Below are 22,756 nucleotides of genomic sequence, written 5' to 3'. Positions count from 1 at the left end.
GGGCATGGTGGTCCTCGAACGCATTCGTCGCACCCGCAGGGGCACACGAAGGGCGTTCGAGGCAGACCGCCTGGAGCCGCAGAAAGGGATGAACACCGTGACACGACCCAGGATCCTGGTGGTCGGCGCCGGCTTCGCCGGTGTCGAGTGCGTGCGCCGGCTGGAACGCAAGCTCTCGCCGGACGAGGCCGACGTCACCCTGGTGACGCCGTTCGCCTACCAGCTCTATCTCCCCCTGCTGCCCCAGGTCGCCTCCGGCGTGCTGACGCCGCAGTCGATCGCCGTCTCCCTGCGCCGCAGCAAGAAGTACCGCACCCGGATCATCCCGGGCGGTGCGATCGGCGTGGATCTCAAGTCCAAGGTCTGTGTGGTCCGCACCATTACGGACGAGATCGTCAACGAGCCGTACGACTACCTGGTGCTGGCGCCCGGCAGCATCACCCGTACCTTCGACATCCCCGGCCTCACCGAGCACGCCTTCGGCATGAAGACGCTGGCCGAGGCCGCCTACATCCGCGACCACGTCATCTCCCAGCTGGACCTGGCCGACGCCAGCCAGGACCCCGCGGAGCGCGCGGCGCGGCTCCAGTTCGTGGTCGTCGGCGGCGGTTACGCCGGCACCGAGACCGCGGCCTGCCTTCAGAAGCTCACGCACGCCGCGGTCAAGCGTTATCCGCGGATCGACCCCGGGCTGATCAAGTGGCATCTGATCGACATCGCCCCGAAGCTGATGCCGGAGCTGGGTGACAAGCTGGGCCGCAGCGCGCAGGAGATCCTGCGCCGGCGCGGTATCGACGTGTCGCTGGGTGTGTCCATCGAGAAGGCGGGTGCCGAGGAGGTCACTTTCACCGACGGGCGTGTCGTCCCCACCAGGACGCTGATCTGGACCGCCGGGGTCGTCGCGAGCCCTCTGATCGCCACGCTCGGCGCGGAGACGGTGCGCGGACGGCTGGCGGTGACGGCCGAGATGACCCTTCCGGGCCAGGACGGGGTGTTCGCGCTCGGTGACTCCGCGGCCGTGCCCGACAAGGCCAAGGACGACGACAGCGCGGTGTGCCCGCCCACGGCCCAGCACGCCATGCGGCAGGGCAAGGTGGTCGCCGACAACGTGATCGCGACACTGCGGGGGCAGGCGCTGAAGCCGTACGTCCACAAGGACCTCGGCCTGGTCGTCGACCTCGGCGGCACGGACGCCGTCTCCAAGCCGCTCGGCATCGAACTGCGGGGCCTGCCCGCCCAGTTCGCGGCCCGCGGCTACCACTGGGCGGCGCTGCGCACCAATGTCGCCAAGGTCCGGGTGGCGACGAACTGGACGCTCAACGCGATCGCGGGCGACGATTTCGTCCGCACCGGCTTCCAGGCCCGCAAGCCCGCCAAGCTGAAGGACTTCGAGTACACCGACGCCTATCTGACCCCGGAACAGCTCCGCGCCCAGGTCGAAGGAGCGAAGCGACTGGACCCGTAGGTGCGGCGCACGTCGCTCTGGACCGCCGATCGGTTGTCGGCCGGTCGGCGGTCGTAGGAGGGACAGCACGGCGTCCCCCCGAAGTACGGCCGCCCCGTAGCCGAGTGGCAGGAACTGATCACCTCCTCCCCGCTGACACGGCACATGGACCCGTAGGCGCGGCGCACACCCTCGCCGAGGCCAGAGGGAAGTGATGCACTCCGTCGTGCCATGCTGGAAACGGATCATGACGTGACACGGGAGCGAGTACGGCGGAGTGAACACAGCGAGGCTGCGGGACCGAGTCGCCGCGTCCGATCCGGGGCTGCTGCGGCTGGCCGCCGGTCTGCGCACGGTGGTGGCGATCGCGCTCACCCTGGCGGTGCTGGGTCTGGCGGGCGTGAGCGTCCGGCATCTGGTGGCGGGCGCCATCGCGGCCATGGTCGCGACCTTCGCCATCCGGGAGAAGCCACGCACCTCGCAGGCCGTGACGCTCGCCCTGGGCCTGCCGCTGGCGCTGGTCTCCATGTCGCTGGGGGCGCTGCTGAGTTCCCGGGTGGTGGCCGGTGACCTGTTCTTCGTGGCGCTGATCTTCTGCGCCGTCTACGGCCGCCGCTTCGGCGACCGGGGCACCGCCCTCGGTCTGATCGGCTTCCAGATCTACTTCGTCTCCCTGTTCGTCGGCGCCACCGTCTCCGGCCTGCCCGAGCTGTACGGCGTCCTCGGTGTCGCCTTCCTGTGCAGCGCGGCGGCGCGGTTCCTGCTGGTGCCGGAGACCCCGGCGGGCCTGCTGGAGCGGCTGCGGGAGGCCTTCCGGGCCCGGCTCGCCCAGCTGGTGTCCGCACAGCTGGGGCTCCTCGACGCCGGCCCCGAGGAGATCGACGAGGCGCTGGAGACCGTGCGCGAGGGGACCGCGCGGCTGCACGAGACGGCGCTGATGATCCAGGGGCGGCTGGAGGAGGGAACCGCCGACGAGGCCACGGCACGGCTGGTGCAGCGGCGGATCGCGGACGCCGAGATCGCCGCCGAGCGGCTCGGCCTGCTGCTGCTGACGGCCCGCAGCGCCGAGCGGGCGGACACCCTGACCCTGCATCTGCCGGGCGCGCCGGCCCCGCGGGCGGGGCGGATGCCGGGCCGGGACGAGGCGATGGCGCAGGTGCGCCGGGATCTGGAGGCGCTGCGGCTGCTGGTGCTGCGTCCGAAGGCGGCCCGGTCCGGCACCGCGCTGTCCCAGGTGCGCAACCGGCTCCTCGGCTACCGCGAGGAGGACCGGCTGCCGCCCGCACCGCCCGCCGTCCAGGACGTCTTCCGGGGCATCGGCGAGACCGCTCGGGCGGTCCTCGGCCTCAGGATCGCCCTGGACGGTCCGCAGGACGAGTCGGACGACTCCCCCGAAACGGCCCGTTCCCGCGAGGAGCTCGACGCCGAGGACGCCGTCATCGACGCCGGCAAGGCGGACGGGGCGGCGGAGGAGGAGCTGACGGGGCTCCGGCGGCCCACGACCCGGGCCGCGGTGCAGGTGGCCGTGGGGTCATCGCTGGCCATCGTGGGCGGTGAGTTCCTGTCCAGCCAGCGCTGGTACTGGGCCGTGCTGACCTGCTGGATCGTCTTCCTCAACACCTCGTCCACCGGGGAGATCCTGGTCAAGGGCTACCGCCGGCTGCTGGGCACGGTCCTCGGCGTGCTCGCCGGGATCGTGCTGGCCGGGTCGGTCGGGCAGCACACCTGGACCGCGTTCGCCCTGGTGCTCGTGCTGGTGTTCGCGATGTTCTACACCGCGCCGCTCTCCTACACGCTGATGTCCTTCTTCGTCACCGCCGCCCTGGGCCTGCTCTACACCCTGCTGCACACCTACAGCCTCTCGGTGCTGGTGCTCCGGGTGGAGGAGACCGCGCTCGGCGCGGCCTGCGGGGTGATCGCGGCGGCGTTCGTCCTGCCGGTGCGCACGGACCGCCGTACCAACGACCTGCTCGTCACCGTTCTGGAGCGGCTCGACGAGGTCACCGAGGCCGCCGTGGACCAGCTCAGCGGCGGCACCCCGGTCGAACTGCTCGACCAGGCGCGCGACCTGGACCAGGCGCTGGCTGATCTGCGGGCGGCCACCCGGCCGCTCACGCATCCGATCACGCCGCTGCGGGCCCGCCGGGACACGGCCCGCTATGTGGTGGCGCTGCTGGAGACCTGCGCGTACCACGCGCGCTCCCTGGCGGCGACGGCCGAACTGCTGCCCACGCACCCCTCGATCGCGGCGGATCCCCGGCTGCGGCGGGCGGGCCGGCGCATCGGGGACAACATCGCGGCGATCGCCGCGCACGTGCGCGACGAACACTCCAGCGCCGCGGTCGAGACCGGGCCGAGCATCGCCTCGCTGCTGGACACCGAGGTCCCCGGCACCCCGCGGTTCGGCCGGGTCACCGACCGCGTGCTGCGGCACGTGCAGCGGCTGGACGAGACCCTGGTGGGTCTGGCCCGGCCACTGCACGTGCCGGTTTCGGCGCCGAAGCGGTAGCGAACGCCTGGGCGTTCACATGTCCTTAAGGTGCTCAGAGGTCCGTGGGCAGACCGCTCACCTCGGCGATGCCCCGCAACTCGTCGTCGAGCCGCCTGCGTTCCCGGATGTACTCGGCGATCTCGCCGAGCCGCACCGGATCGTCGGCGGTGTCCGCGTCGGTGACCACCCGGATCGGGTCGGTCCGCTCGTCGACGTGGAGTTCGATCACCTTGTTGTCCATGCGCCCGGTGACGGCGGTGGCGATGACCAGGGCGGCCTCGTCGCGGATCTCCTGGGGCAGCCCGTCCTGTTGACTGTCCTCTAGGGCGAAGTCCAGGGCGGGCAGCTGTTGTTCGTCGATCGCCCGCAGCACCGGACGGACCACGCTGAGCAGCAGCTCGTAGTCCTCCGAGGGCATGCGGATGCGCAGAAGGTCCAGGTAGACGTCCACGGGCCTACCGTCGGGCGGAAGCTCGGGTTCGCTCATACACCCCGGGTTCCCCACGAGCCGCCGATCAGACCCGCCGCCAGCGGGCCATCGCGAACGAGAACACCCCGAACAGCACCAGACCGGCCGCGACCAGGACCAGCAGCCAGGGTCCGAGCGGGGTGTCGACGAACGAACGGAGCGTGTCGTCGAGGCCCTTCGCCTTGTCCGGTTCGTAGTCGACCGCCGCGCGGACGGCGAAAGCGCCGGCCGCGGCGAACACCACGCCGCGCGCCGCTCCGCCGCCCACCCCCGTCACGTCGACCAGCTTGCGGACGCGCGGGCTCATCTCGTGGAGCTTGAGCTTGTCGTGGAAGGACCGCATCAGCGCCCGCCCCGCGATCCACACACCCGCCACCGCGACGCCCACGCCCGCGACGCCCACGATCCACTGCCCGCCGGGCCACTCCAGGACCCGGGCGGTGACGTCCTTGGACTGCTTGTCGCTGGAGCCGCTGCCGTCGGAACCGGAACCCGCGGCGAAGGACAGGACGGAGTAGGCGACGAAGGCGTAGAAGAGGAAGCGCCCGGCCGACATCAGCCGTTTGCCGGCCTTGCGGCCGTCGGGTCCGGCCGCGCCGAACAGCGCCTCGGACAGCCGCCACAGGGCCATCCCGGCGAGCCCGATGCCCAGCGCCCACAGGACGACCGAGCCGAAGGGCTTGTCGGCGAGGGTGGCGAGGGCGCCGCCGCGGTCGGCCTGGCGCTTGCCGTCGCCGAAGGCGATCTGGAGCGCCAGCACGCCGACCAGCAGGTAGATGACACCGCGGGCGGTGAAGCCGACGCGGGCGGCACCCTTCGTCACGGAGCCGCGCGCCGCGCGTCCGGCTCCGGTCCGGCCGGTCTGCGCCATGGAGGCAGTGTTCATGTCCACTCCTGGGTCACGGATGCCCTGGGCGGGCGATCGCATCCTGGGTTACGGATGCCCTGGGCGGGCGGTCGCATGGCATACGGTCAGTCGGCGGTTCGGGCGCGGTCGGGGACGGCCCCGAGGAGCCGGTGGGCGGTCTCCAGGGCCGGTCGCACGTCCCGGGTGCCGGTCACCACACAGAGCGTGTAGGCAAGGTCCCGCGCCCGCGGGCTGGGCTCACCGGCCGTCCGGGCCTCCGCGGCCCGCAGTGCTTCGTACTCCTCGACAAGCCCGCGCAGGAACGCGGGGTCGGGTATCAGCATCTGTCCCCCCCCCTCGTTCTCTCAGGCCCCGGCCGTGCCGTCGGCGGCCTGCCGCCTCGCCCGGTCGGCCAGCGCCTCGTCGCGCACCCGTGCGCAGCTGCGGCTGATGAGCCGGGAGACGTGCATCTGCGAGATGCCGAGCTGGTCGGCGATGCGGCTCTGGGTCATGTCCTCGAAGAAGCGCATGTAGAGAATGGCGCGTTCGCGTTCGGGCAGCCTGCGCAGGCCCTCCTTGGCGGACTCGCGGTCGACGACCACGTCGTACGAGGTGTCGGGGCCGCCCAGGGTGTCCGCGAGGCTGTAGCCGTCGTCGCCGGCCGACAGTTCGGCGTCCAGGGACAGGGTGCTGAAGCTTTCCAGGGCCTCCAGACCGGCGGTGACCTCTTCCTCGGTCAGGCCGGTGTGGGCGGCGAGGTCGGCGGGGGACGGTTCCGGGGAGCCGGGGTTCTGGGTGAGTTCGCGTCGGGCCACGCGCACCTTGTTGCGCAGTTCCTGCACCCGGCGGGGCACCCGCAGGGCCCACATGCGGTCGCGGAAGTGGCGCTTGACCTCACCGGTGATGGTGGGCACGGCGTAGCTCTCGAAGGCTCCTCGTTCCGGTTCGAACCGGTCTACGGCCTTCACGAGCCCGAGGGCCGCGACCTGGCGCAGGTCCTCGAGGGACTCGCCGCGGTCGCGGAACCGGCCGGCGATGCGGTGGGCCATGGGCAGCCAGGCGGTGACGAGTTCGTCGCGCAGGGCGTCTCGCTCGGGTCCTTCCGCCAGCCCGGCGAGCCGGGCGAACTGGGCCATGGTGTCGGGGGCGTCGTCGTGCCGCCGCCTGGTGGCGGCGGGGCGGTCCTGGGTGGTGGGACGGCTGGTCGACGTGTCGGTGAGCATGCGGATTCGCTCCTGAAGAACGGGTTCAGGGACTGACCGCGGGAGGAAGGCCGCCGGGACCGCCGAAGAGGGGCCCGCAGCAAGCCGTACGGCTCCCGCTGGCGCGCCTCCGGTCCGAAGCACGAAACTGCGTCTGCCCTGCTGCATGCGGCCCAAACACCGCTGTCGAAACTCCGTTTCCGGAGCTTTCCCAGCAGTGCCGGATCAGCTCAGGGGCACCATCGCGGTGATGCACTTGCCGCCCGAGGGCAGGTCGGTGACACGGACGTCGTGGGCAAGCCGGCACACGATGGGCCAGCCGCGGCCGCCGGGCCGCCACCGGCCCTGGCGGTCGACGGGTTCCTTGGCGACCGGCAGGGCGGTGCTGCGGTCGCTCACCGAGACGCGTACGTCCCGCCCCTCGACGCAGACGTCGAAGCCGGTGATGCCGCCGCCGTGCAGGATGGCGTTGGTGGTGAGTTCCGAGGTGACGAGCAGGGCGTCCGAGAGGGTCTGCTCGTCACAGGGGGTGTGGGTGGCGCGACACCGCTCGGACACGGCCTGCGCGACGGCGCGGCGTGCCTCTGCCGGCCGGTTGGGGCGCGGCGGTGCGTGTCGGTACGCCACGGAGGATTCGGGGGTGGCGTCGGTCCTGTGCTCGTCGCACATGACGTGGCTCCTGATCGGTGATTCGACTGGCTGTCTGGTCTGTGCAGCAGAAGCCGGGCCCGGCCGGACCCGCGAACACGGTGACCGCGGTCTGCGGTGCGCGCTCTCCATGGGCCTCCTGTAATCGGCTGACCTCTGCGCGCCTGGTCAAACCTCCCCGTTTCGGGTGCCTGTCCGGGTCATTCGTCGGCGCAGGGCGGGTACGCGGTCTGCATGACGGATGTCGTGGACTCAGACGAACTGCTGCGCCGGATCCGGCGTGCCCGGGCCTGTGCGGCCGAGGAGGAGCGGTCCTGGCGGGCCCGCAGCGAGGAGCTCGGCCCCAGCGACACGGGCGCCGCCCGGGACGCCGCCGTACGCACGCTGGCCTACGAGGCGGTGACCCGGGTGCTGGACGAGGTGCTGCGGCCGGGCAGCCGGGGGCCGTCGACGGGGTCCGGCGCGGACTGATTGACGCGGGCCTGCTCTGGGCACCCGGCGGCCCATGACTGTCGACCACACCGAAGCACCGGTTCTGCAGGCCCTGGCCGATTTCCACCGTCAGGGGCAGCTGGCGTTCGCTCCGCCGGGCCACAAACAGGCTCGTGGGGCCGACCCCGCGGTGCGGGAGGTGCTGGGCGACGCGGTCTTCCTCGGCGATGTGCTGGCCTCGGGCGGTCTGGACGACCGGCTGACCCGCGGGCGGGTGCTGGAGCGTGCCGAGGAGCTGCTGGCCGACGCGGTGCACGCGGAGCACACCTTCTTCACCACCTGCGGGAGTTCCCTGTCGGTGAAGGCGGCGATGCTGGCCGTCGCGGGCCCGCACGAGAAGCTGCTGATCGGGCGGGACGCCCACAAGTCGGTGGTGTCGGGGCTGATCCTGTCCGGGATCGAACCGGTGTGGGTCGAGCCGCGGTGGGATGCCGAACGCCATCTCGCCCATCCGCCGTCCGCCGCCGACTTCGAGCAGGCCTTCGAGGCGCACCCCGACGCGAAGGGTGCCCTCGTCGTCAGCCCGACGCCGTACGGCGGCTGCGCGGCGCTGGAGGACATCGCCGAGGTGTGCCACCGCCGGTCGGTGCCCCTGATCGTGGACGAGGCCTGGGGGGCGCATCTGCCCTTCCACCCCGATCTGCCGACCTGGGCCATGGACGCGGGCGCCGACATCTGCGTGACCAGCATCCACAAGATGGGCAGCGGTCTCGAACAGGGGTCCGTGTTCCACCTCCAGGGCGATCTCGTCCCGCCGGACCTGCTGAAGATGCGCGCCGACCTGCTGGGTTCGACCAGTCCCTCGGTGCTGCTGTACGCCGGTATCGACGGCTGGCGGCGGCAGATGGCCCTGCATGGCAAGGAGTTGATGGGCGGGGCGCTGGACCTGGCGGCCCGGGTCCGGGCCGCGATCGAGGAGATCGAGGGGCTGCACGTCAACGACCGGGACGACTTCTGCGGGCCCGGTCTCGCCGACGACTTCGATCCGCTGCCCGGTGTCATCGACGTCACGGGGCTCGGGATCACCGGGTATCAGGCGGCGGACTGGCTGCGCGAGCACCGGAGCATCGATGCCCACCTCACCGATCACCGTCGTATCGGCATGCAGATCACCCATGGCGACGACGAGGAGACCACCGGCCAGCTGCTGGACGCGCTCCGGGATCTGGTCCGGGTCGCGCCGGAGCTGGGGCCCGCGCCGCGGGTGGCGGTGCCGCCGCCGTCCGAGCTGCGGCTGGAGCAGGTGCGGCTGCCCCGGGACGCGTTCTTCGGGCCGGCCGGGAACGTTCCGGTCGGCGAGGCCGCGGGACGGATCGCGGCGGAGATGGTCACGCCGTATCCGCCGGGGATCCCGGCCGTGCTGCCCGGCGAGCTGCTGACCGAGCCGGTGCTGGAGTATCTGCGGACCGGGTTGGCCGCGGGCATGAACCTCCCCGATCCGGCCGATGCGACGTTGGAGACGATCAGGGTGGTAAACACCGGTTCCGAGTGAAACCGGTCACTCACCCCGCACCGGATTGCGCGAAATCACCATGGATGGTTTACGGTTCATCCATACGTGGTGACGGGGTCGACACCCTCCTCCGCACCACCTCTGACTGCCCTGGCTGGCCTCCCCCGTCCAGCCAGGGCTTTTCCATGCCGTGGGCAGGTCCTCACCTCCGCCGAGGTGCCCCGGACGGCGGCAGCCGCTGAAATGGGCATAGGCACAACACCGGAATCCCTGGCCGGCGAGGAGCCCCGCGTCATGACCAAAGCGACGAAACTGCTGAACGCTCTGCCGCAGCCGCAGCGCCAGAGCCTGATGACGCTCGCCAGGGAGGTCTCCTTCCCGGAGGACCACCACATCTTCGAGGCGGGCGGCACGGCCGACCGCTTCTGGGTCATCCGCTCCGGGGCGGTCTCGCTCACCCAACAGGTGACCCCCCAGCACCGGGTCACCGTCGCCGGGCTCGGCTCCGGCGACCTGCTCGGCTGGTCCTGGCTGTTCCCGCCGTACCGGTGGGACTTCGGCGCGGAGGCCTTCAGCCCGGTGCGGGCCTACGAGTTCGACGCGGCGGCGGTGCTGCGGCTGTGCGAGGAGGATCCCCAGCTCGGGATGGTCCTGGTGCGCAGCGTGGCGGAGATCCTCGCCCACCGGCTGGAGACGACACGCGGCAAGCTGATGGAGCAGTACGGCTCGCGCCGCAGGAGCTCGCTGTAGGCGCGGGACGCTCTCGCGGGGCTCAGATCCGGTAGCGGCGCAGCGCCGGGAACGCGAAGGCGAGGCCCAGCATCACGGCGACGACCAACAGGCCGCCGCCGGACACCGCGGCGCGCGGTCCGAAGACCGATCCCGCGGTGCCGTGCAGGACGTCGGCCAGGCGCGGGCCGCCCGCGACGACGACGGTGAAGACACCCTGCATGCGGCCGCGCATCTCGTCGGTGGCGGCGGAGAGCAGGATGGCCCCGCGGAAGACCATCGAGACCATGTCGGCGACCCCGGCCGCCGCCAGGAACACCACGGCGAGCCAGAGACTGCGGCTCAGCCCGAACCCGGTGATGGCCGCGCCCCAGGCGACGACCGCGCCGATGACCATCCAGCCGTGCCGCCGGGCCCGGGAGAACGTGCCCGAGAACAGCCCGCCCACCACGGCGCCGATCGGGATGGCGGCGAACAGCAGGCCCAGCGCGAACCCCGAGCCGTAGGAGGCGTAGGTCTCGGAGGCGAGCTGCGGGAACAGCGCCCGGGGCATGCCGAAGACCATGGCGACGATGTCGGCGAGGAAGGACAGCAGCAGCACCTTGTGCGCGGAGATGTACCGGAAACCCTCGACGATCTCGCGCACGCCCGCCCGGCGGGCCAGAGCCGTCGCCAGCGGCGGCAGGGAGGGTAGCCGGTGCACGGCCCAGACCGTCACGCACAGCGCGAGCGCGTCGAGGAGGTACAGCTCCGGCAGACCGATGACCGGGATCAGGACACCCGCGAGCAGCGGGCCCATGACCTGGCCGGTCTGCATGACGGTGGAGCCGAGGGCGTTGGCGGCGGGCAGCTGGTCCTCGGGCACCAGACGGGCGATGGAGGCGTTGCGGGCCGGGGAGTTGAGACCCCAGAAGGCCTGCTGCACCGCCAGCAGACCCATCAGGGCGGCCACCGAGTCGAGTCCGGTCACGGCCTGGAGCCAGAACAGGACCGAGGTGACGGCGATGCCGCTGTTGGTGATCAGGAGCAGCTTACGCCGGTCCATGGTGTCCGCGATGGCGCCGCCCCACAGCGCGAACACGATCAGCGGCAGCAGCCCGGCCATGCTCGCGGCGCCGACCCAGGCCGAGGAGCCGGTGATGTCGTAGATCTGCTTGGGCACCGCGACGGCGGTGAGCTGGCTGCCGACGGCGGTGACGATCGTCGAGCTCCACAGGCGGCGGTAGGCCGGGATGCGCAGCGGGCGGGTGTCCATGGCCCAGCGGCGCCAGCCGCGCCGGGGCGGTGGGGCGGAGTCCGCGAGGGGGGTCTGGGGTTCGGTGCTGCTCTCGCCGGTGTCCACGCGCATCCTGGTTGCTCGTTACATCTATCGGGTCCGGGGTTCACTATCGCAGCACCGCCCAGGAGTTCGAAGCGCGATGTCTCAGCTTGTGGGACACCAGGGCCGGGGCTTCACGCTCCGGCCACGAGGGCGGCGCCGAGGGCGATCATCGTCACGGCGACCAGCCCGTCCAGGAACCGCCAGGCGGCCGGCCTGGCGAGGAAGCCGCTGAGCAGCCGGGCCCCGAACCCGAGGGCGGCGAACCAGCACAGGCTGGCGAGCATCGCGCCGACCCCGAAGGTCCAGCGCAGCGGGCCCCGGTCGGCGGCGACGGAGCCGAGCAGGAACACCGTGTCGAGGTAGACGTGCGGGTTGAGCCAGGTCATCGCCAGACAGGTCAGCACCGCGCGGCGGCGGGAGCCCGTCGCCTCGCCCTCCGTCCGCAGCCCCGACTCCCCCGGCCTCAGGACCCGGCGGGCGGCGAGGGCGCCGTAGCAGAGCAGGAAACCGCCGCCGATCCAGCCGACCAGGGTCAGCGCGCCCGGCCAGGCGACCACCACGGCTCCGACCCCGCCGACGCCGAGAGCGATGAGCACGGCGTCGGACAGGGCGCAGATCCCGACGACGGCGAGGACCGCGTCGCGGCGGATCCCCTGGCGCAGGACGAAGGCGTTCTGGGCGCCGATGGCGACGATGAGCGAGAGGCCGGTGCCGAAACCGGCGGCAGCGGCGGACAGGGAGGCTGGCATGGCTTCGACGGTACGGAGACGATCACCTTAGGTACAGCTAAAGATTCTTACGTATCATTAGTTGATATGATGATGACCGAACTGCCTCTGGACCATGTGCGGACGCTGCTCGCCGTGGTGGACGAGGGCACCTTCGACGCCGCGGCGGCGGCCCTGCATGTGACGCCGTCGGCGGTGAGCCAGCGGGTCAAGGCGCTGGAGCAGCGCACGGGGCGGGTGCTGCTGGTGCGGACGAAGCCGGTGCGGGTGACCGAGTCGGGCGAGGTCGTGGTGCGCTTCGCGCGGCAGCTGGCGCGGCTGGAACGGGACGCGCTCGCCGAGCTGGGGATGCCGAGCGAGGGGGAGGTCACCCGGGTCTCGGTCGCGGTGAACGCGGACTCGCTGGCGACCTGGTTCCTGGAGGCCCTGGCCCGGGTCCCCGAAAGGGACCGGCTCCGTTTCGAGCTGCTGCGCGAGGACGAGAAGCGGACGGCGGAACTGCTGCGGGAGGGAGCGGTGATGGCGGCGGTGACGTCCTCGGCGGAAGCGGTGGCGGGGTGTTCCGTGCGGCTGCTGGGGCGGATGCGCTATCAGGCGGCGGCGAGTCCGGAGTTCGTCGAGCGGTGGCTCGGCGGGGCGTCGGTCGCCGGGCTCGGAGAGGTGCCGGTGGTGACCTTCGACCGGAGCGACGACATCCAGGACGGGTTCCTGCGGGAGCTGGGTTTCGCCGGTGCGAGCGCGGTGCGGCATGCGGTGCCCACGTCGGAGGGGTTCGTCGAGGCGGTCGCGCTGGGGCTGGGGTGGGGGATGGTGCCGGAGGTGCAAGCAGGCACGCTGCTGCGGGAGGGACGGCTGGTTGCACTGGCGCCGGACCGGCCGGTCGACGTCCCGTTGTACTGGCAGCAGTGGAAGCTGGACTCGCCCGCGCTGGCCGCGGTGGCGCAGGCGGTGGCCGCGGGGGCTTCAGCGGCCCTGCGATGACCTGCCGTCGGGTGGCCTCAAGGGGCGCCACCGAGCTGCTTCTCCACGCTGTCGAGGATCATGTCCAGAGCCGTCGGGTAGGCGCTGGTGACCATGCGAACCGCCAGCAGGGGGGCCGCCTCGGCGATACGGGGGTACCGGTCGTCCGGCAGGCGGGCATACGTGGAGCGCCACTGGTTCTCATCGGCGCGGAGCGCCGCGCTCGGCAGGGCCAGGGACGCCGCGTCCAGCGCCGCGAAGGCCAGCGTCTGGTCGATGAAGGCGTGGTAGACGCGGACGGTGTCGGGGAGCGGCAGGCCCGCCGTGCGCAGCACGTCGAGGACAGCCTCGTCCGCCGCCAGTTCGTTCGCCCGGCCGGTGACCCTGCTCGTCGTCAGCAGGGCGGCCTGCGGGTGGGCCACGTACGCGGCGTGGATGCGCAGGCCCACCTCGCGCAGGTCCCGCCGCCACTCCCCCGCCGGCTCCCAGCCCGCCAGTGCCTGTCCGATCAGCGCGTCCCCGATCGCCAGCGTCAGGTCGTCCATGCCGCGGAAGTAGCGGTACAGCGTGCTCGGGTCGGCGTCCAGGGCGAGGCCCAGGCGGCGGGCGGTGAGACCGGTGCTGCCGTGCTCGCGGAGCATGCGCAGGGCGGTCTCGACGATCAGCCCCTCCGACAGCACCGTGCCGCTCCTGGTGGGCCTGCGGCGGCGGCGCTTCTCCTCGGGGACGACGGGCTTGGGCATCACCGGCCTCCTTATGCCAACGCCATTGACCTTAAACGAGCGCGAGGCGTTGTATCTCCAGCAGGGGCCCCCGTTACATCCGCGACCTTCGACCCGAAACAGGGAGTTATCGTCATGCGTGTCCTGCTCGTGGGCGCCGGCGGTGTCGGCACCGCCATCACCCGGATCGCCGCCCGCCGCCCCTTCTTCGACGCGATGGTCGTCGCCGACTACGACCCGGCACGCGCCGAGGCCGCCGTCGCGGCGCTCGGCGATCGGGCCGGCCGGTTCACCGCCGAGCGCGTGGACGCGAGCGACGAGTCGGCGGTGACCGCGCTGCTGGAGCGGCACGGCTGTGACGTCCTGCTCAACGCCACCGATCCCCGGTTCGTCATGCCCCTGTTCCGGGCGGCCGGCGCCGCCGGGGCGACCTATGTCGACATGGCGATGTCCCTGTCGCGTCCGCACCCTGAACGGCCTTACGAGGAATGCGGGGTCAAGCTCGGCGACGAGCAGTTCGCGCTGGCCGAGGAGTGGGAGAAGGCGGGCCGACTGGCCCTGGTCGGCATGGGGGTGGAGCCGGGACTCTCCGACGTCTTCGCCCGGTACGCGGCCGACGAACTGTTCGACGAGATCGAGGAGATCGGTGTCCGCGACGGAGCGAACCTCACCGTCGACGGCTACGACTTCGCGCCCTCCTTCAGCATCTGGACCACCATCGAGGAGTGCCTGAACCCGCCCGTGGTCTACGAGGCCGACCGCGGCTGGTTCACGACGGAACCCTTCAGCGAGCCCGAGGTCTTCGACTTCCCCGAGGGGATCGGCCCGGTCGAGTGCGTCAACGTGGAGCACGAGGAGGTGCTGCTCGTCCCGCGCTGGGTCGGCGCCCGCCGGGTCACCTTCAAGTACGGCCTCGGCCGCGAGTTCGTCGAGACACTGAGGACACTCCACCTGCTGGGCCTGGACCGCACCGAGCCGGTGACCGTGCCGAGCGCCGCGGGGCCGGTCGCGGTCTCGCCCCGGGACGTCGTCGCCGCCTGTCTGCCCGACCCGGCGACGCTGGGCGAGCGCATGCACGGCAAGACCTGTGCGGGGACGTGGGTGAAGGGCGTCAAGGACGGTTCGGCGCGCGAGGTGTACCTCTACCACGTGGTCGACAACCAGTGGTCCATGGCGGAGTACGACAGCCAGGCGGTGGTGTGGCAGACGGCCGTGAACCCGGTCGTCGCCCTCGAACTCCTCGCCGGCGGCGCCTGGTCGGGCACCGGCGTCCTGGGGCCGGAGGCCTTCCCGGCCCGCCCCTTCCTGGAGTTGCTGACCGCGTACGGCTCCCCGTGGGGCATCCGCGAGCAGTGACCGGACGGTCCCACGGGACCCGTTTGTTTCACCGCGCATCGACAGGTCACCCGAAAGCGAGTAAGGGATGCACGAGGGCACGTACGACTTCGATCGCAGGTGACTTTTGATGGACAACTGGCGAACCCATGCCGCGTGCCGCCATGAGGACCCCGACCTCTTCTTCCCGATCGGCACCACCGGACCCGCTGTGGGACAGACGGAGCAGGCCAAGTCCGTGTGCAGGCGCTGCCCCGTCCAGGAGCAGTGCCTCGAGTGGGCCCTGGAGACGGGACAGGGCATCGGCGTCTGGGGCGGCACCAGCGAGACGGAACGCCGCGCGATGGCGCGGCGGGCGAGTGCCGCACGGAGAAGGTCCGGCTGAGCGGGCCGGTTCGACGGCGGGCCCGGTTCGGCGCCAGGTCCGGTTCGGCAGCGAGTCCGGACCTGGCGTCGAACCGGGCCCGCGCCCGCGTCGGCAGCCGCAGTCCTGGCCGCGCGCTCACGGGCCCGTACGGCGCAGCGGGCCCCAGGCGGTCTCCTGGCCGTCCACCGCGTCCCGTGCCTCGTCGATGACCCGGGGATCGATCCAGCACATCGGCCGCACGTCCGCGACGAGCGGCTCGTTGTCCGGTCCCCGGCCCCGCTCGTGCCCCTGGAGCACCCAGGGACGTACCCCGGGTCCCTTGTCGTGCGGCAGATGGGAGTAGTCGTACAGACGGCGGGCCACCCACAGGCGCGCCGGCCGCCCCTGCCACCACTCCTCCATGTCGAGCGGGTTGGCCGAGAGCCCCGGCAGGGCCACACCGGTGAGGTCGTCGGTGCTGGAGGAGCGGGCCAGGTCGACCTCGGGGCCGCGCGACCAGCGGACGTACAGCCGCTCGTACCGCCCGGCCAGGTCCGCGAGTTCCGCCAGTGTCCGCACCACCGGCAGCCCGTCCGGCACACCCATCCCGTGACCTCCCTCTCCCTCGCGGTGGTACGGAGTACCCGCAGGCCACGGAGGGAATCGGGGACCTCGCTACGGTGTCGGGCCCCCGGGCAGCCGCAGCGTGAAGACACTGCCCTTGCCGGGCTCGCTCGCCGCGTCGACGGTGCCGCCGTGGGCGGCGGCCAGATGGCGGACGATGGGCAGCCCGAGCCCGGAGCCTCCGGTACGGCGGCTGCGGGACTTCTCCGCGCGCCAGAACCGGTCGAAGACGTGCGGCAGGTCCTCAGGGGCGATGCCCGAGCCGGTGTCGGCGACCGCCAGCACGACCTCGTCGCCGTCCCGGCGCGCGGACAGGGTGACCGTGCCGTCGGGCGGGGTGTGCCGCAGGGCGTTGGAGACCAGGTTGCCGAGTGCCTGCCGCATCCGGACGGGGTCGGCGTCCAGCCACAGCGCGTCCTCGGCCCGGGTGCGCAACTCCACCTGGGCGGCGACCCGGTGGGCCGCCGCCACCTGCTGGAGCAGTTCGTCGCAGCGCACCGGCTCGCGGTGCAGACGCAGCGTGCCGGCGTCGGCGGCCGCGAGGTCCTGGAGGTCGTCGATGACGCGCTGGAGGACGAGCGACTCCTCGTGCAGGGAGGCGAGCAGCGCCGGGTCGGGTGCGACGACGCCGTCCCGGGTGACCTCCAGCCAGCCGCGGATGTTGGTCAGCGGGCTGCGCAGTTCGTGGGCGATGTCGCTGACCATCGCCTTGCGCTGGGCCTCGAGGCGCTCGCGGCGTTCGGTGAGGTCGTTGAAGGCGGCGGCGAGGATGCCGGTCTCGTCCCGGGTGGTGACGGGCACCCGGACGTGGAGTTCGGGCGGTTGCTGGGCCGCCGCGGTGAGCGCCCGCAGTGGCCGTACGAGCCGGCCGGCGACCAGGGCGGTCGCGGCGACGGTGACGGCGAGCACCAGGGCGGCGGTGCCGACGACCTTGGCCTTGTTGCCCGGGGACATGTCGAAGAGCACGGCCGGGGTGTCCCCGGTGCCGAGGAAGAGTTCGGCCGCGGGTGCCACGTAGGGGTCGAGCTGGGTACGGCGGGCCTCGTCGACGCAGGGCTGGGCCAGGCGTCTCTCCTTGTCGCCGAGATTTCCGGGCAGGGGGTCACGCGCGTCCACCCCGCCCAGCTCGCTCCCGACCGGCACGGCGATCCCACCGCTCAGTCCGGCCTTGACCAGGCAGCCGCGGGCCAGGCCCTGGAGCGCTTCGGTCGCCTTCTCCTCCGTCGGGGTGGGGGTGTTGAGGAGTCCGTCGGCGCAGGCGTCGGGCACGTAGGCCGGGGCGGAACCGCTGTCCGGGTCGGTGAGGACCGTCCGTCCGCTGGGGGTCCGCTTCAGCCGGGTCTCCAGACCGTGCCGGGAGAAGCACAGTTGCCGCTTGTGGGCCAGGGTGGCGACCGTGTCCCGTTCCTTCTCGGGGAGGCGGTACGGGCCCACCGCTCGCGGGTCGATGCCGGGGATCTGGGCACCGCGCTCGCTGTAGGTGTCGGTGTGCAGCGGGTCCACGGCGGCGGCCGCGCCGGGCGGCAGGGACGTGCCGCGCGGCGCGGAGTCGGCGATGATCCGGCGGTCCGGGGTGGTCAGGGCGATGCGCCGGCCGGTCCGCTCGGACAGTCTCCGCACGGTGGCGGTCACGCCGGTCCAGTCGGGGTGGGTCGCCGCGTACCCGCTGAGGTCGGCGAGGACCTCCATGTCGTCGGCGAGCGCCTGCCCCTGTTCCTCGCGCAGGGCCTGGGTGGTGGTGGCCACGGCCAGCCAGGCCGTCGCGGCCACCGAGCACACGGCGATGAGCCCGGACGTGATCAGCAACCGCACCAGCAGCCGCTTGTGCAGGGGTATCCGCACGCTCGGCCGCCGCCGGCGCCAGGGGGTCATCCGCGGCCGCCGCTCAGCTTGTAGCCGACGCCGAACACCGTGAGGAGCCGGGCCGGGCGGCGCGGATCGGCCTCGATCTTGCGGCGCAGGTTCATGATGTGCACGTCCACGGCCCGTTCGGTGGAGGCCCGGTCGGTACCCCGGGTCACCTCCAGCAACTGCCGTCGCGAGAAGACCCGTTCGGGCTCGGCGGCCATGGCGAGCAGGATCTCGAACTCGGCCGGCGTGCACTCCACCGGCGCCCCGTCGCAGTGGACTTCGTGCCGTGCGGGGTCGACGCCGAGGTCACCGGCGCGCACGACGGGGTCCTCGCGCGGTCCGGTGTCCACGCCCCGGCCGCTGCGTCTGAGGACGGTCCGGATGCGGGCCATCAGCTCACGCGGGCTGTACGGCTTGGTCATGTAGTCGTCGGCGCCCAGTTCCAGGCCCAGCAGGACGTCGTCCTCGGCGGACCGGGCGGTGAGCATCACGACGGGGATGTCGGCGTCCCGGCGCAGCACCCGGCACACCCCGAAGCCGTCGATCACCGGCAGCATCAGGTCCAGGACGACGAGGTCGGGGGCGATCCGCCGGGCCGCGTCCAGGGCGGCCCGCCCGTCGTGGACCACGGTGGCGGTGTGCCCCTCGGCGAGCAGGGACCGCCGTATGAGTTCGGCCTGCATCTCGTCGTCCTCGGCGACCAGCACATGTGCGCACACCCGGCGGATCCTAAGCGCTTCAGCGGGCCAGGGACGGGCCGTCGCCCATGACGACCACGGGATGGAGGCCGGGGTCCAGGACGCGGAGCAGTTCCTTCATGTGCTCCTCGGAGATGCTCACACAGCCGTGGGTGGGGCCGCCGTGGTCGACGTGGAGCCATATCCCGCCACCACGGCCCGCGCCCATCGGGCGGGTCCAGTCCAGGGGCGAGGTGCCGGGTCGCCGGTTGTAGTCGATGGCGATCACGTAGTCGAAGGACCCGGCCAGCGGCTCCCCCTCGAAGCCGGTGCCGGGTGCGGTGAAGCTGCCGGAGCGGTCGTACGGCAGCTTCGTGCCGGGGTTCCTCAACAGTCCTCCGGCGTCGGTGAGGGTGTAGACGCCGATCGGTGAGCGCAGGTCGCCCGCGAGGTGGTGGTCGGTCCAGCCCTTGAGGGCGTTGTGCGCGGGCCAGCTCTCGCCGGCCTGCCAGCCTGCCTCGGTGCGCTGGTGGAGGACCAAGGTCGAGTCCGAGGAGTCGCGGCTCCTTCCGGTGACGACGACGGCCTGCCGGGCGTCGGCCGGTACCTTCGCCCAGGTCTTCGGGCCGAGGCCGGGTATCTGCCGGGGAGCGGCCTCGACGGAGCTCTCCGGAGACGGCGTGGGTGCCGGCTCCGGAGTCTCGCGTGCGGGCGCGGGCGCGCCCTCCGTACTGGCCAGGGCACCGCCGCCGCATCCGGTCAGAAGCACGGACGCGGCGAGCAGGGCCACATGGGTTCTGCGTGTGATCATGATGCGACTCTGACCGACAGTTGTAAGAAACTCGTCAGGTTCTAGGGGCGGTTCGGCTTTCCCGGGGTGTAGAGCCAGGTCTTGAACAGTCCGTCCAGCTTCTTCCCCGAGACCTGTTCCGCCAGTCGCTCGAACTGTGCGGTGGTGCCGTGGCCGTCACGGTGTCCGCCCGCCCAGGCGCGCAGGATCCCGAAGAACGCCCGGTCGCCCACGGTCGTGCGCAGCACGTGCAGGGTCATGGCGCCGCGGGCGTAGACGGGGGTGCCGAAGATGTTGCCGCCGCTGCCGGGGTTGCCGGGCGGGAACTCCCACAGCTCGTCGCTCGCGGGCTTCGCGTAGAGGTCGTCGAAGGACTTCTGCGCGCTGTCGCCGCCGTGCTGCTCGGCGTACAGCCACTCCGCGTAGGTCGCGAAGCCCTCGTTGAGCCAGATGTCCTTCCACGAGGTCAGCGAGACGGAGTCGCCGAACCACTGGTGGGCGTTCTCGTGGACGAGGGTGCTCAGGTCGGGCGCCCGGTCGTAGACGGGACGGGACTGGGTCTCCAGCGCGTAGCCGACGTTCGGGGCGTGGTCCACGATCGACCCGGCGGCACGGAACGGGTAGCGCCCGAAGAGCTTGCTCTCCCACTCGAGGACGGAGGGCAGCTTCTTGAGGACCGGAGCGGCGGCGGCCGCCTCGCGCGCGTCGACGGCGTTGTAGACGCGGATGCCGTCGCGGGTGGTGAACTGCTCGACCTTGAACTTCCCCACGGTCGCGGTGGCCAGGTAGGCGGCCATGGGCTCGCTCTGGCGCCAGCGGAACGTGGTCTTGCCGTGCGCGGTCCGCTGGGAGCGCAGCACACCGTTGGCGACCGCGGTGCGCCCCTTGGGGACCGTGATCGTGAAGTCGTACGACGACTTGTCCCTGGGGTGGTTGTTCGCCGGGAACCAGGTCATCGCGCCCTGCGGCTCCCCGGCGACGAAGGCCCCGTCGTCGGTCGGGATCCACCCGTCGAGCGAGCCGTCCGGGTCTTTCACGGGGCCCGGCTTGCCCTTGTAGGTGACCGTCACGGAGAAGCGCTCGCCCTTGCTCAGGGCGTGCCGCGGGGTGACGACGAGTTCCTGTCCGTCGCGGCGGAAGGCGGCCTTGGCGTGACCGACCGTCAGACCGGTGACGGTCAGTCCCTTGAAGTCGAGGTCGAAGCGGGTCAGGCGCTGGGTGGCGCGGGCGGTGAGGACCGCCTTGCCGTCGAGATGCCGGGTGCCGGGGTCGTAGCCAAGTGTCAGGTCGTAGTGCTCGACGTGGTAGCCGCCGTTGCCGGCGAGCGGGAAGTAGGGGTCTCCCACTCCCTTGGAACCCGTCGCCGCGGGTGCCGCGGCGCCGATCAGGGCCACGAGGGCGACGGGGGTGGTGACGAGGACGAAGGTGCGTCTTGCGGCCTTCGGCACGTGCGCTCCTACGGATGGGGGGCGAATGGTCGCCTCACCCTAAAGGCCGGGCTCGGTGCGACTCACCCATGATCAGGTCAAGTCACGGCAGGTCGGACAGTACGCTCCGGGCACACCGAGCACTTCGTCGAGAGGCCTGCCGTGAGCGTGCGCGTCCGCCGTGTCTACGACCCGCCCGAGCCCGCGGACGGCGTCCGCGTCCTGGTCGACCGGCTGTGGCCGCGCGGCCTGTCGAAGGACGCGGCCCGCGTGGACGAATGGCCCAAGGCCCTCACCCCGTCGACCGAACTGCGCCGCTGGTACCACGCGGGCGAGGGCTCCTACGAGGAGTTCGCCGAGCGGTACGAGTCGGAGCTGGCCGCGCCCGAGGCCGTCGAGTCCCTGGACCGGCTGAGGGAGTCGGCGCGCCAGGGCGACATGACCCTGCTGACGGCGTCGAAGACACCGGAGCAGAGCCACGCCACGGTCCTGGTACGCCTGTTGGAGCCCTAGCCGACCTGCTTCGCCGCCGCGCGCCCCGCCGCGCGGCCCGAGAAGAGGCAGCCGCCGAGGAAGGTGCCCTCCAGGGCGTTGTAGCCGTGGACGCCGCCGCCGCCGAAGCCGGCCACCTCGCCCGCCGCGTAGAGGCCTTCGAGCGGCTTGCCGTCGAGGCCGAGGGCGCGGGAGTCGAGGTCGGTCTGGATGCCGCCGAGGGTCTTGCGGGTCAGGATGTGCAGCTTGACGCCGATCAGGGGGCCCGCCGCGGGGTCGAGGATGCGGTGCGGGGTGGCGACCCGGCCGAGGCGGTCGCCGATGTAGCGGCGGGCGTTGCGGATGCCCTGCACCTGGGCGTCCTTGCTGTAGGAGTTGGCGATCTGGAGGTCGCGCGCCTCGATCTGGCGGCGGAGGGAGGCCGCGTCGAGGAGGGCCTTGTCCGTCAGGCCGTTCATCTTCTCGACGAGCTGCTCCAGGTTCGGGGCGGTCACGAAGTCCGCGCCCTTGCGCAGGAACGCGTCGACCGGCCCTGGCGCGCCCTTGCCGAGGACACGCTCCTTGAGGAAGCCCGCGCGGTCCTTGGCGGTGATGTCGGGGTTCTGCTCGGAGCCGGAGAGGGCGAACTCCTTCTCGATGATCTTCTGGGTGAGGATGAACCAGGAGTGGCCGTGCTCCGCGATGTCCTCGGTGGTGCGCAGGTGCCTCAGGGTGCCGAGGGTGTCGTAACCCGGCAGGCACGGGTCGGGCAGCCGGCGGCCGAGGGCGTCGAACCACATGGAGGACGGCCCGGGCAGGATGCGGATGCCGTGGCCGGGCCAGATGGGGTCCCAGTTCCGGATGCCCTCGGTGTAGTGCCACATGCGGTCGCGGTTGACCAGGCGGACGCCCGCGTTCTCGCTGATGTCGAGCATCCTGCCGTCGACGTGCGCGGGCACGCCGGTGACCATCTCGGCGGGCGGGGTGCCGAGCCGTTCGGGCCAGTAGCGGCGGACGATGTCGTGGTTGGCGCCGATGCCCCCGGTGGTGACGACGACGGCCTGGGCGGTGAGTTCGAAGTCACCGATCGGGTCGCGGTTCGAGGCCACCCCGCGCGCGGAGTCGTCCTGGGCGAGAACCGTCCCGCGCACGCCCCGCGCGGTGCCGTCCTCGACGACCAGCTCGTCGACCTGGTGGCGGTGGTAGAAGGTCAGCAGTCCGTCACGGGCGGCCTGTTTGGCGTAGCCGACGAACGGCTCGACGACGCCGGTGCCGGTGCCCCAGGCGATGTGGAAGCGCGGCACGGAGTTGCCGTGTCCGTGCGCGGTCAGGTCGCCGCGCTCGGCCCAGCCGACGGTGGGCAGGAACTTGATGCCGTGCCCCTCCAGCCAGGACCGCTTCTCCCCGGCCGCGAACTCGACATAGGCGCGCGCCCAGCGCACCGCCCAGGAGTCCTCGTCGTCGACGCGGTCGAACCCGGCGCTGCCCTGCCAGTCGCTCCAGGCGAGGTCGAGGGAGTCCTTGATGCCGAGGCGCCGCTGCTCCGGGGAGTCGACGAGGAAGAGCCCGCCGAAGGACCAGAAGGCCTGGCCGCCGAGGTTGGCGGCGTTCTCCTGGTCGACCAGTGCGACCCTCCTGCCGCGGCTGGTGAGTTCGTGCGCGGCGACCAGGCCCGCGAGCCCCGCTCCGACGACGATGACGTCGGCATCCATGGCGACCGTCCCTTCCC

At 72.1% G+C, this 22,756-nt stretch carries 23 protein-coding genes; 9 read left to right on the top strand and 14 right to left on the bottom strand.

Going from position 1 to position 22,756, the window contains the following annotated elements:
• The first annotated feature begins 88 nt into the window (after positions 1-88).
• The gene (locus H295_RS0127955) at positions 89-1,465 is read left to right on the top strand and encodes an NAD(P)/FAD-dependent oxidoreductase (RefSeq protein WP_020138668.1); all 1,377 of its coding nucleotides are present in this window, start codon (positions 89-91) and stop codon (positions 1,463-1,465) included.
• 256 nt (positions 1,466-1,721) lie between these two features.
• Positions 1,722-3,953, top strand: coding sequence for an FUSC family protein (locus H295_RS0127950; RefSeq protein ID WP_020138667.1), 2,232 nt, complete (start codon positions 1,722-1,724; stop codon positions 3,951-3,953).
• 34 nt (positions 3,954-3,987) lie between these two features.
• Here H295_RS0127950 and H295_RS0127945 read toward each other — a convergent pair whose 3' ends face one another.
• From H295_RS0127945 to H295_RS0127925, 5 genes are all read right to left on the bottom strand, one after another.
• Positions 3,988-4,422, bottom strand: coding sequence for a hypothetical protein (locus H295_RS0127945; RefSeq protein ID WP_028809820.1), 435 nt, complete (start codon positions 4,420-4,422; stop codon positions 3,988-3,990).
• A gap of 28 nt (positions 4,423-4,450) precedes the next feature.
• Complete coding sequence (locus H295_RS0127940) at positions 4,451-5,290, bottom strand: DUF1206 domain-containing protein (protein WP_020138665.1); 840 nt, start codon at positions 5,288-5,290, stop codon at positions 4,451-4,453.
• An 86-nt stretch (positions 5,291-5,376) separates the two neighbouring features.
• On the bottom strand, positions 5,377-5,595 hold the full coding sequence (locus H295_RS0127935) for a DUF5133 domain-containing protein (protein ID WP_020138664.1): 219 nt from the start codon (positions 5,593-5,595) through the stop codon (positions 5,377-5,379).
• Positions 5,596-5,616: 21 nt separating this feature from the next.
• Positions 5,617-6,474: a SigB/SigF/SigG family RNA polymerase sigma factor gene (locus H295_RS0127930; protein WP_020138663.1), complete on the bottom strand. Its 858-nt coding sequence runs from the start codon at positions 6,472-6,474 to the stop codon at positions 5,617-5,619.
• 204 nt (positions 6,475-6,678) lie between these two features.
• Positions 6,679-7,122 (bottom strand): ATP-binding protein, encoded by a 444-nt coding sequence (locus H295_RS0127925; RefSeq protein WP_020138662.1) that lies wholly within the window; start codon positions 7,120-7,122, stop codon positions 6,679-6,681.
• Positions 7,123-7,335: 213 nt separating this feature from the next.
• Between H295_RS0127925 and H295_RS0127920 the strand changes: the two genes are divergently transcribed.
• The 3 genes from H295_RS0127920 to H295_RS0127910 all read left to right on the top strand — a co-directional run bounded on the left by H295_RS0127920 (position 7,336) and on the right by H295_RS0127910 (position 9,796).
• The gene (locus H295_RS0127920; RefSeq protein WP_020138661.1) at positions 7,336-7,572 is read left to right on the top strand and encodes a hypothetical protein; all 237 of its coding nucleotides are present in this window, start codon (positions 7,336-7,338) and stop codon (positions 7,570-7,572) included.
• A gap of 34 nt (positions 7,573-7,606) precedes the next feature.
• The gene (locus H295_RS0127915; RefSeq protein ID WP_020138660.1) at positions 7,607-9,085 is read left to right on the top strand and encodes an aminotransferase class I/II-fold pyridoxal phosphate-dependent enzyme; all 1,479 of its coding nucleotides are present in this window, start codon (positions 7,607-7,609) and stop codon (positions 9,083-9,085) included.
• 255 nt (positions 9,086-9,340) lie between these two features.
• On the top strand, positions 9,341-9,796 hold the full coding sequence (locus H295_RS0127910; protein ID WP_020138659.1) for a cyclic nucleotide-binding domain-containing protein: 456 nt from the start codon (positions 9,341-9,343) through the stop codon (positions 9,794-9,796).
• A 22-nt stretch (positions 9,797-9,818) separates the two neighbouring features.
• Here the strand turns inward: H295_RS0127910 and H295_RS0127905 are convergent, their stop codons facing one another.
• On the bottom strand, positions 9,819-11,117 hold the full coding sequence (locus tag H295_RS0127905; protein WP_028809819.1) for an MFS transporter: 1,299 nt from the start codon (positions 11,115-11,117) through the stop codon (positions 9,819-9,821).
• 110 nt (positions 11,118-11,227) lie between these two features.
• Positions 11,228-11,845, bottom strand: a complete 618-nt coding sequence (locus tag H295_RS0127900) for a LysE/ArgO family amino acid transporter (RefSeq protein ID WP_020138657.1) — start codon at positions 11,843-11,845, stop codon at positions 11,228-11,230.
• A 66-nt stretch (positions 11,846-11,911) separates the two neighbouring features.
• Here H295_RS0127900 and H295_RS0127895 point away from each other — a divergent pair, with 66 nt between their 5' ends.
• Positions 11,912-12,805: a LysR family transcriptional regulator ArgP gene (locus H295_RS0127895; RefSeq protein ID WP_020138656.1), complete on the top strand. Its 894-nt coding sequence runs from the start codon at positions 11,912-11,914 to the stop codon at positions 12,803-12,805.
• A gap of 17 nt (positions 12,806-12,822) precedes the next feature.
• Here H295_RS0127895 and H295_RS0127890 read toward each other — a convergent pair whose 3' ends face one another.
• Entirely contained in the window at positions 12,823-13,527 is a 705-nt protein-coding gene (locus H295_RS0127890; RefSeq protein ID WP_020138655.1) for a TetR/AcrR family transcriptional regulator, read from the bottom strand.
• Between the two features lie 114 nt (positions 13,528-13,641).
• Between H295_RS0127890 and H295_RS0127885 the strand changes: the two genes are divergently transcribed.
• The gene (locus H295_RS0127885; RefSeq protein ID WP_020138654.1) at positions 13,642-14,862 is read left to right on the top strand and encodes a saccharopine dehydrogenase family protein; all 1,221 of its coding nucleotides are present in this window, start codon (positions 13,642-13,644) and stop codon (positions 14,860-14,862) included.
• A gap of 109 nt (positions 14,863-14,971) precedes the next feature.
• Positions 14,972-15,226, top strand: coding sequence for a WhiB family transcriptional regulator (locus H295_RS0127880; protein WP_020138653.1), 255 nt, complete (start codon positions 14,972-14,974; stop codon positions 15,224-15,226).
• Positions 15,227-15,343: 117 nt separating this feature from the next.
• Here the strand turns inward: H295_RS0127880 and H295_RS0127875 are convergent, their stop codons facing one another.
• The 5 genes from H295_RS0127875 to H295_RS0127855 all read right to left on the bottom strand — a co-directional run bounded on the left by H295_RS0127875 (position 15,344) and on the right by H295_RS0127855 (position 20,577).
• Complete coding sequence (locus H295_RS0127875) at positions 15,344-15,793, bottom strand: DUF6098 family protein (protein ID WP_020138652.1); 450 nt, start codon at positions 15,791-15,793, stop codon at positions 15,344-15,346.
• Positions 15,794-15,862: 69 nt separating this feature from the next.
• On the bottom strand, positions 15,863-17,683 hold the full coding sequence (locus tag H295_RS0127870; RefSeq protein ID WP_020138651.1) for a sensor histidine kinase: 1,821 nt from the start codon (positions 17,681-17,683) through the stop codon (positions 15,863-15,865).
• Positions 17,680-18,381: a response regulator transcription factor gene (locus H295_RS0127865; RefSeq protein WP_028809817.1), complete on the bottom strand. Its 702-nt coding sequence runs from the start codon at positions 18,379-18,381 to the stop codon at positions 17,680-17,682. Before H295_RS0127865 ends, H295_RS0127870 begins: the two co-directional genes overlap by 4 nt.
• 19 nt (positions 18,382-18,400) lie before the next feature.
• Complete coding sequence (locus H295_RS0127860; protein ID WP_028809816.1) at positions 18,401-19,150, bottom strand: L,D-transpeptidase family protein; 750 nt, start codon at positions 19,148-19,150, stop codon at positions 18,401-18,403.
• 41 nt (positions 19,151-19,191) lie between these two features.
• Complete coding sequence (locus tag H295_RS0127855) at positions 19,192-20,577, bottom strand: M1 family metallopeptidase (RefSeq protein ID WP_020138648.1); 1,386 nt, start codon at positions 20,575-20,577, stop codon at positions 19,192-19,194.
• Positions 20,578-20,718: 141 nt separating this feature from the next.
• Between H295_RS0127855 and H295_RS0127850 the strand changes: the two genes are divergently transcribed.
• Positions 20,719-21,069: a DUF488 domain-containing protein gene (locus tag H295_RS0127850; protein WP_020138647.1), complete on the top strand. Its 351-nt coding sequence runs from the start codon at positions 20,719-20,721 to the stop codon at positions 21,067-21,069.
• Here H295_RS0127850 and H295_RS0127845 read toward each other — a convergent pair.
• Positions 21,066-22,739, bottom strand: coding sequence for an FAD-binding dehydrogenase (locus H295_RS0127845; protein ID WP_020138646.1), 1,674 nt, complete (start codon positions 22,737-22,739; stop codon positions 21,066-21,068). The genes H295_RS0127850 and H295_RS0127845 overlap by 4 nt on opposite strands.
• Between the last annotated feature and the right edge of the window lie 17 nt (positions 22,740-22,756).

It is taken from the genome of Streptomyces sp. 351MFTsu5.1, from assembly GCF_000383655.1.
Classification (GTDB): Bacteria; Actinomycetota; Actinomycetes; order Streptomycetales; family Streptomycetaceae; genus Streptomyces; species Streptomyces griseorubiginosus.
The sequence above is the reverse complement of the archived record's forward strand: the minus strand, read 5'-3'. Positions and strand labels throughout refer to the sequence as shown.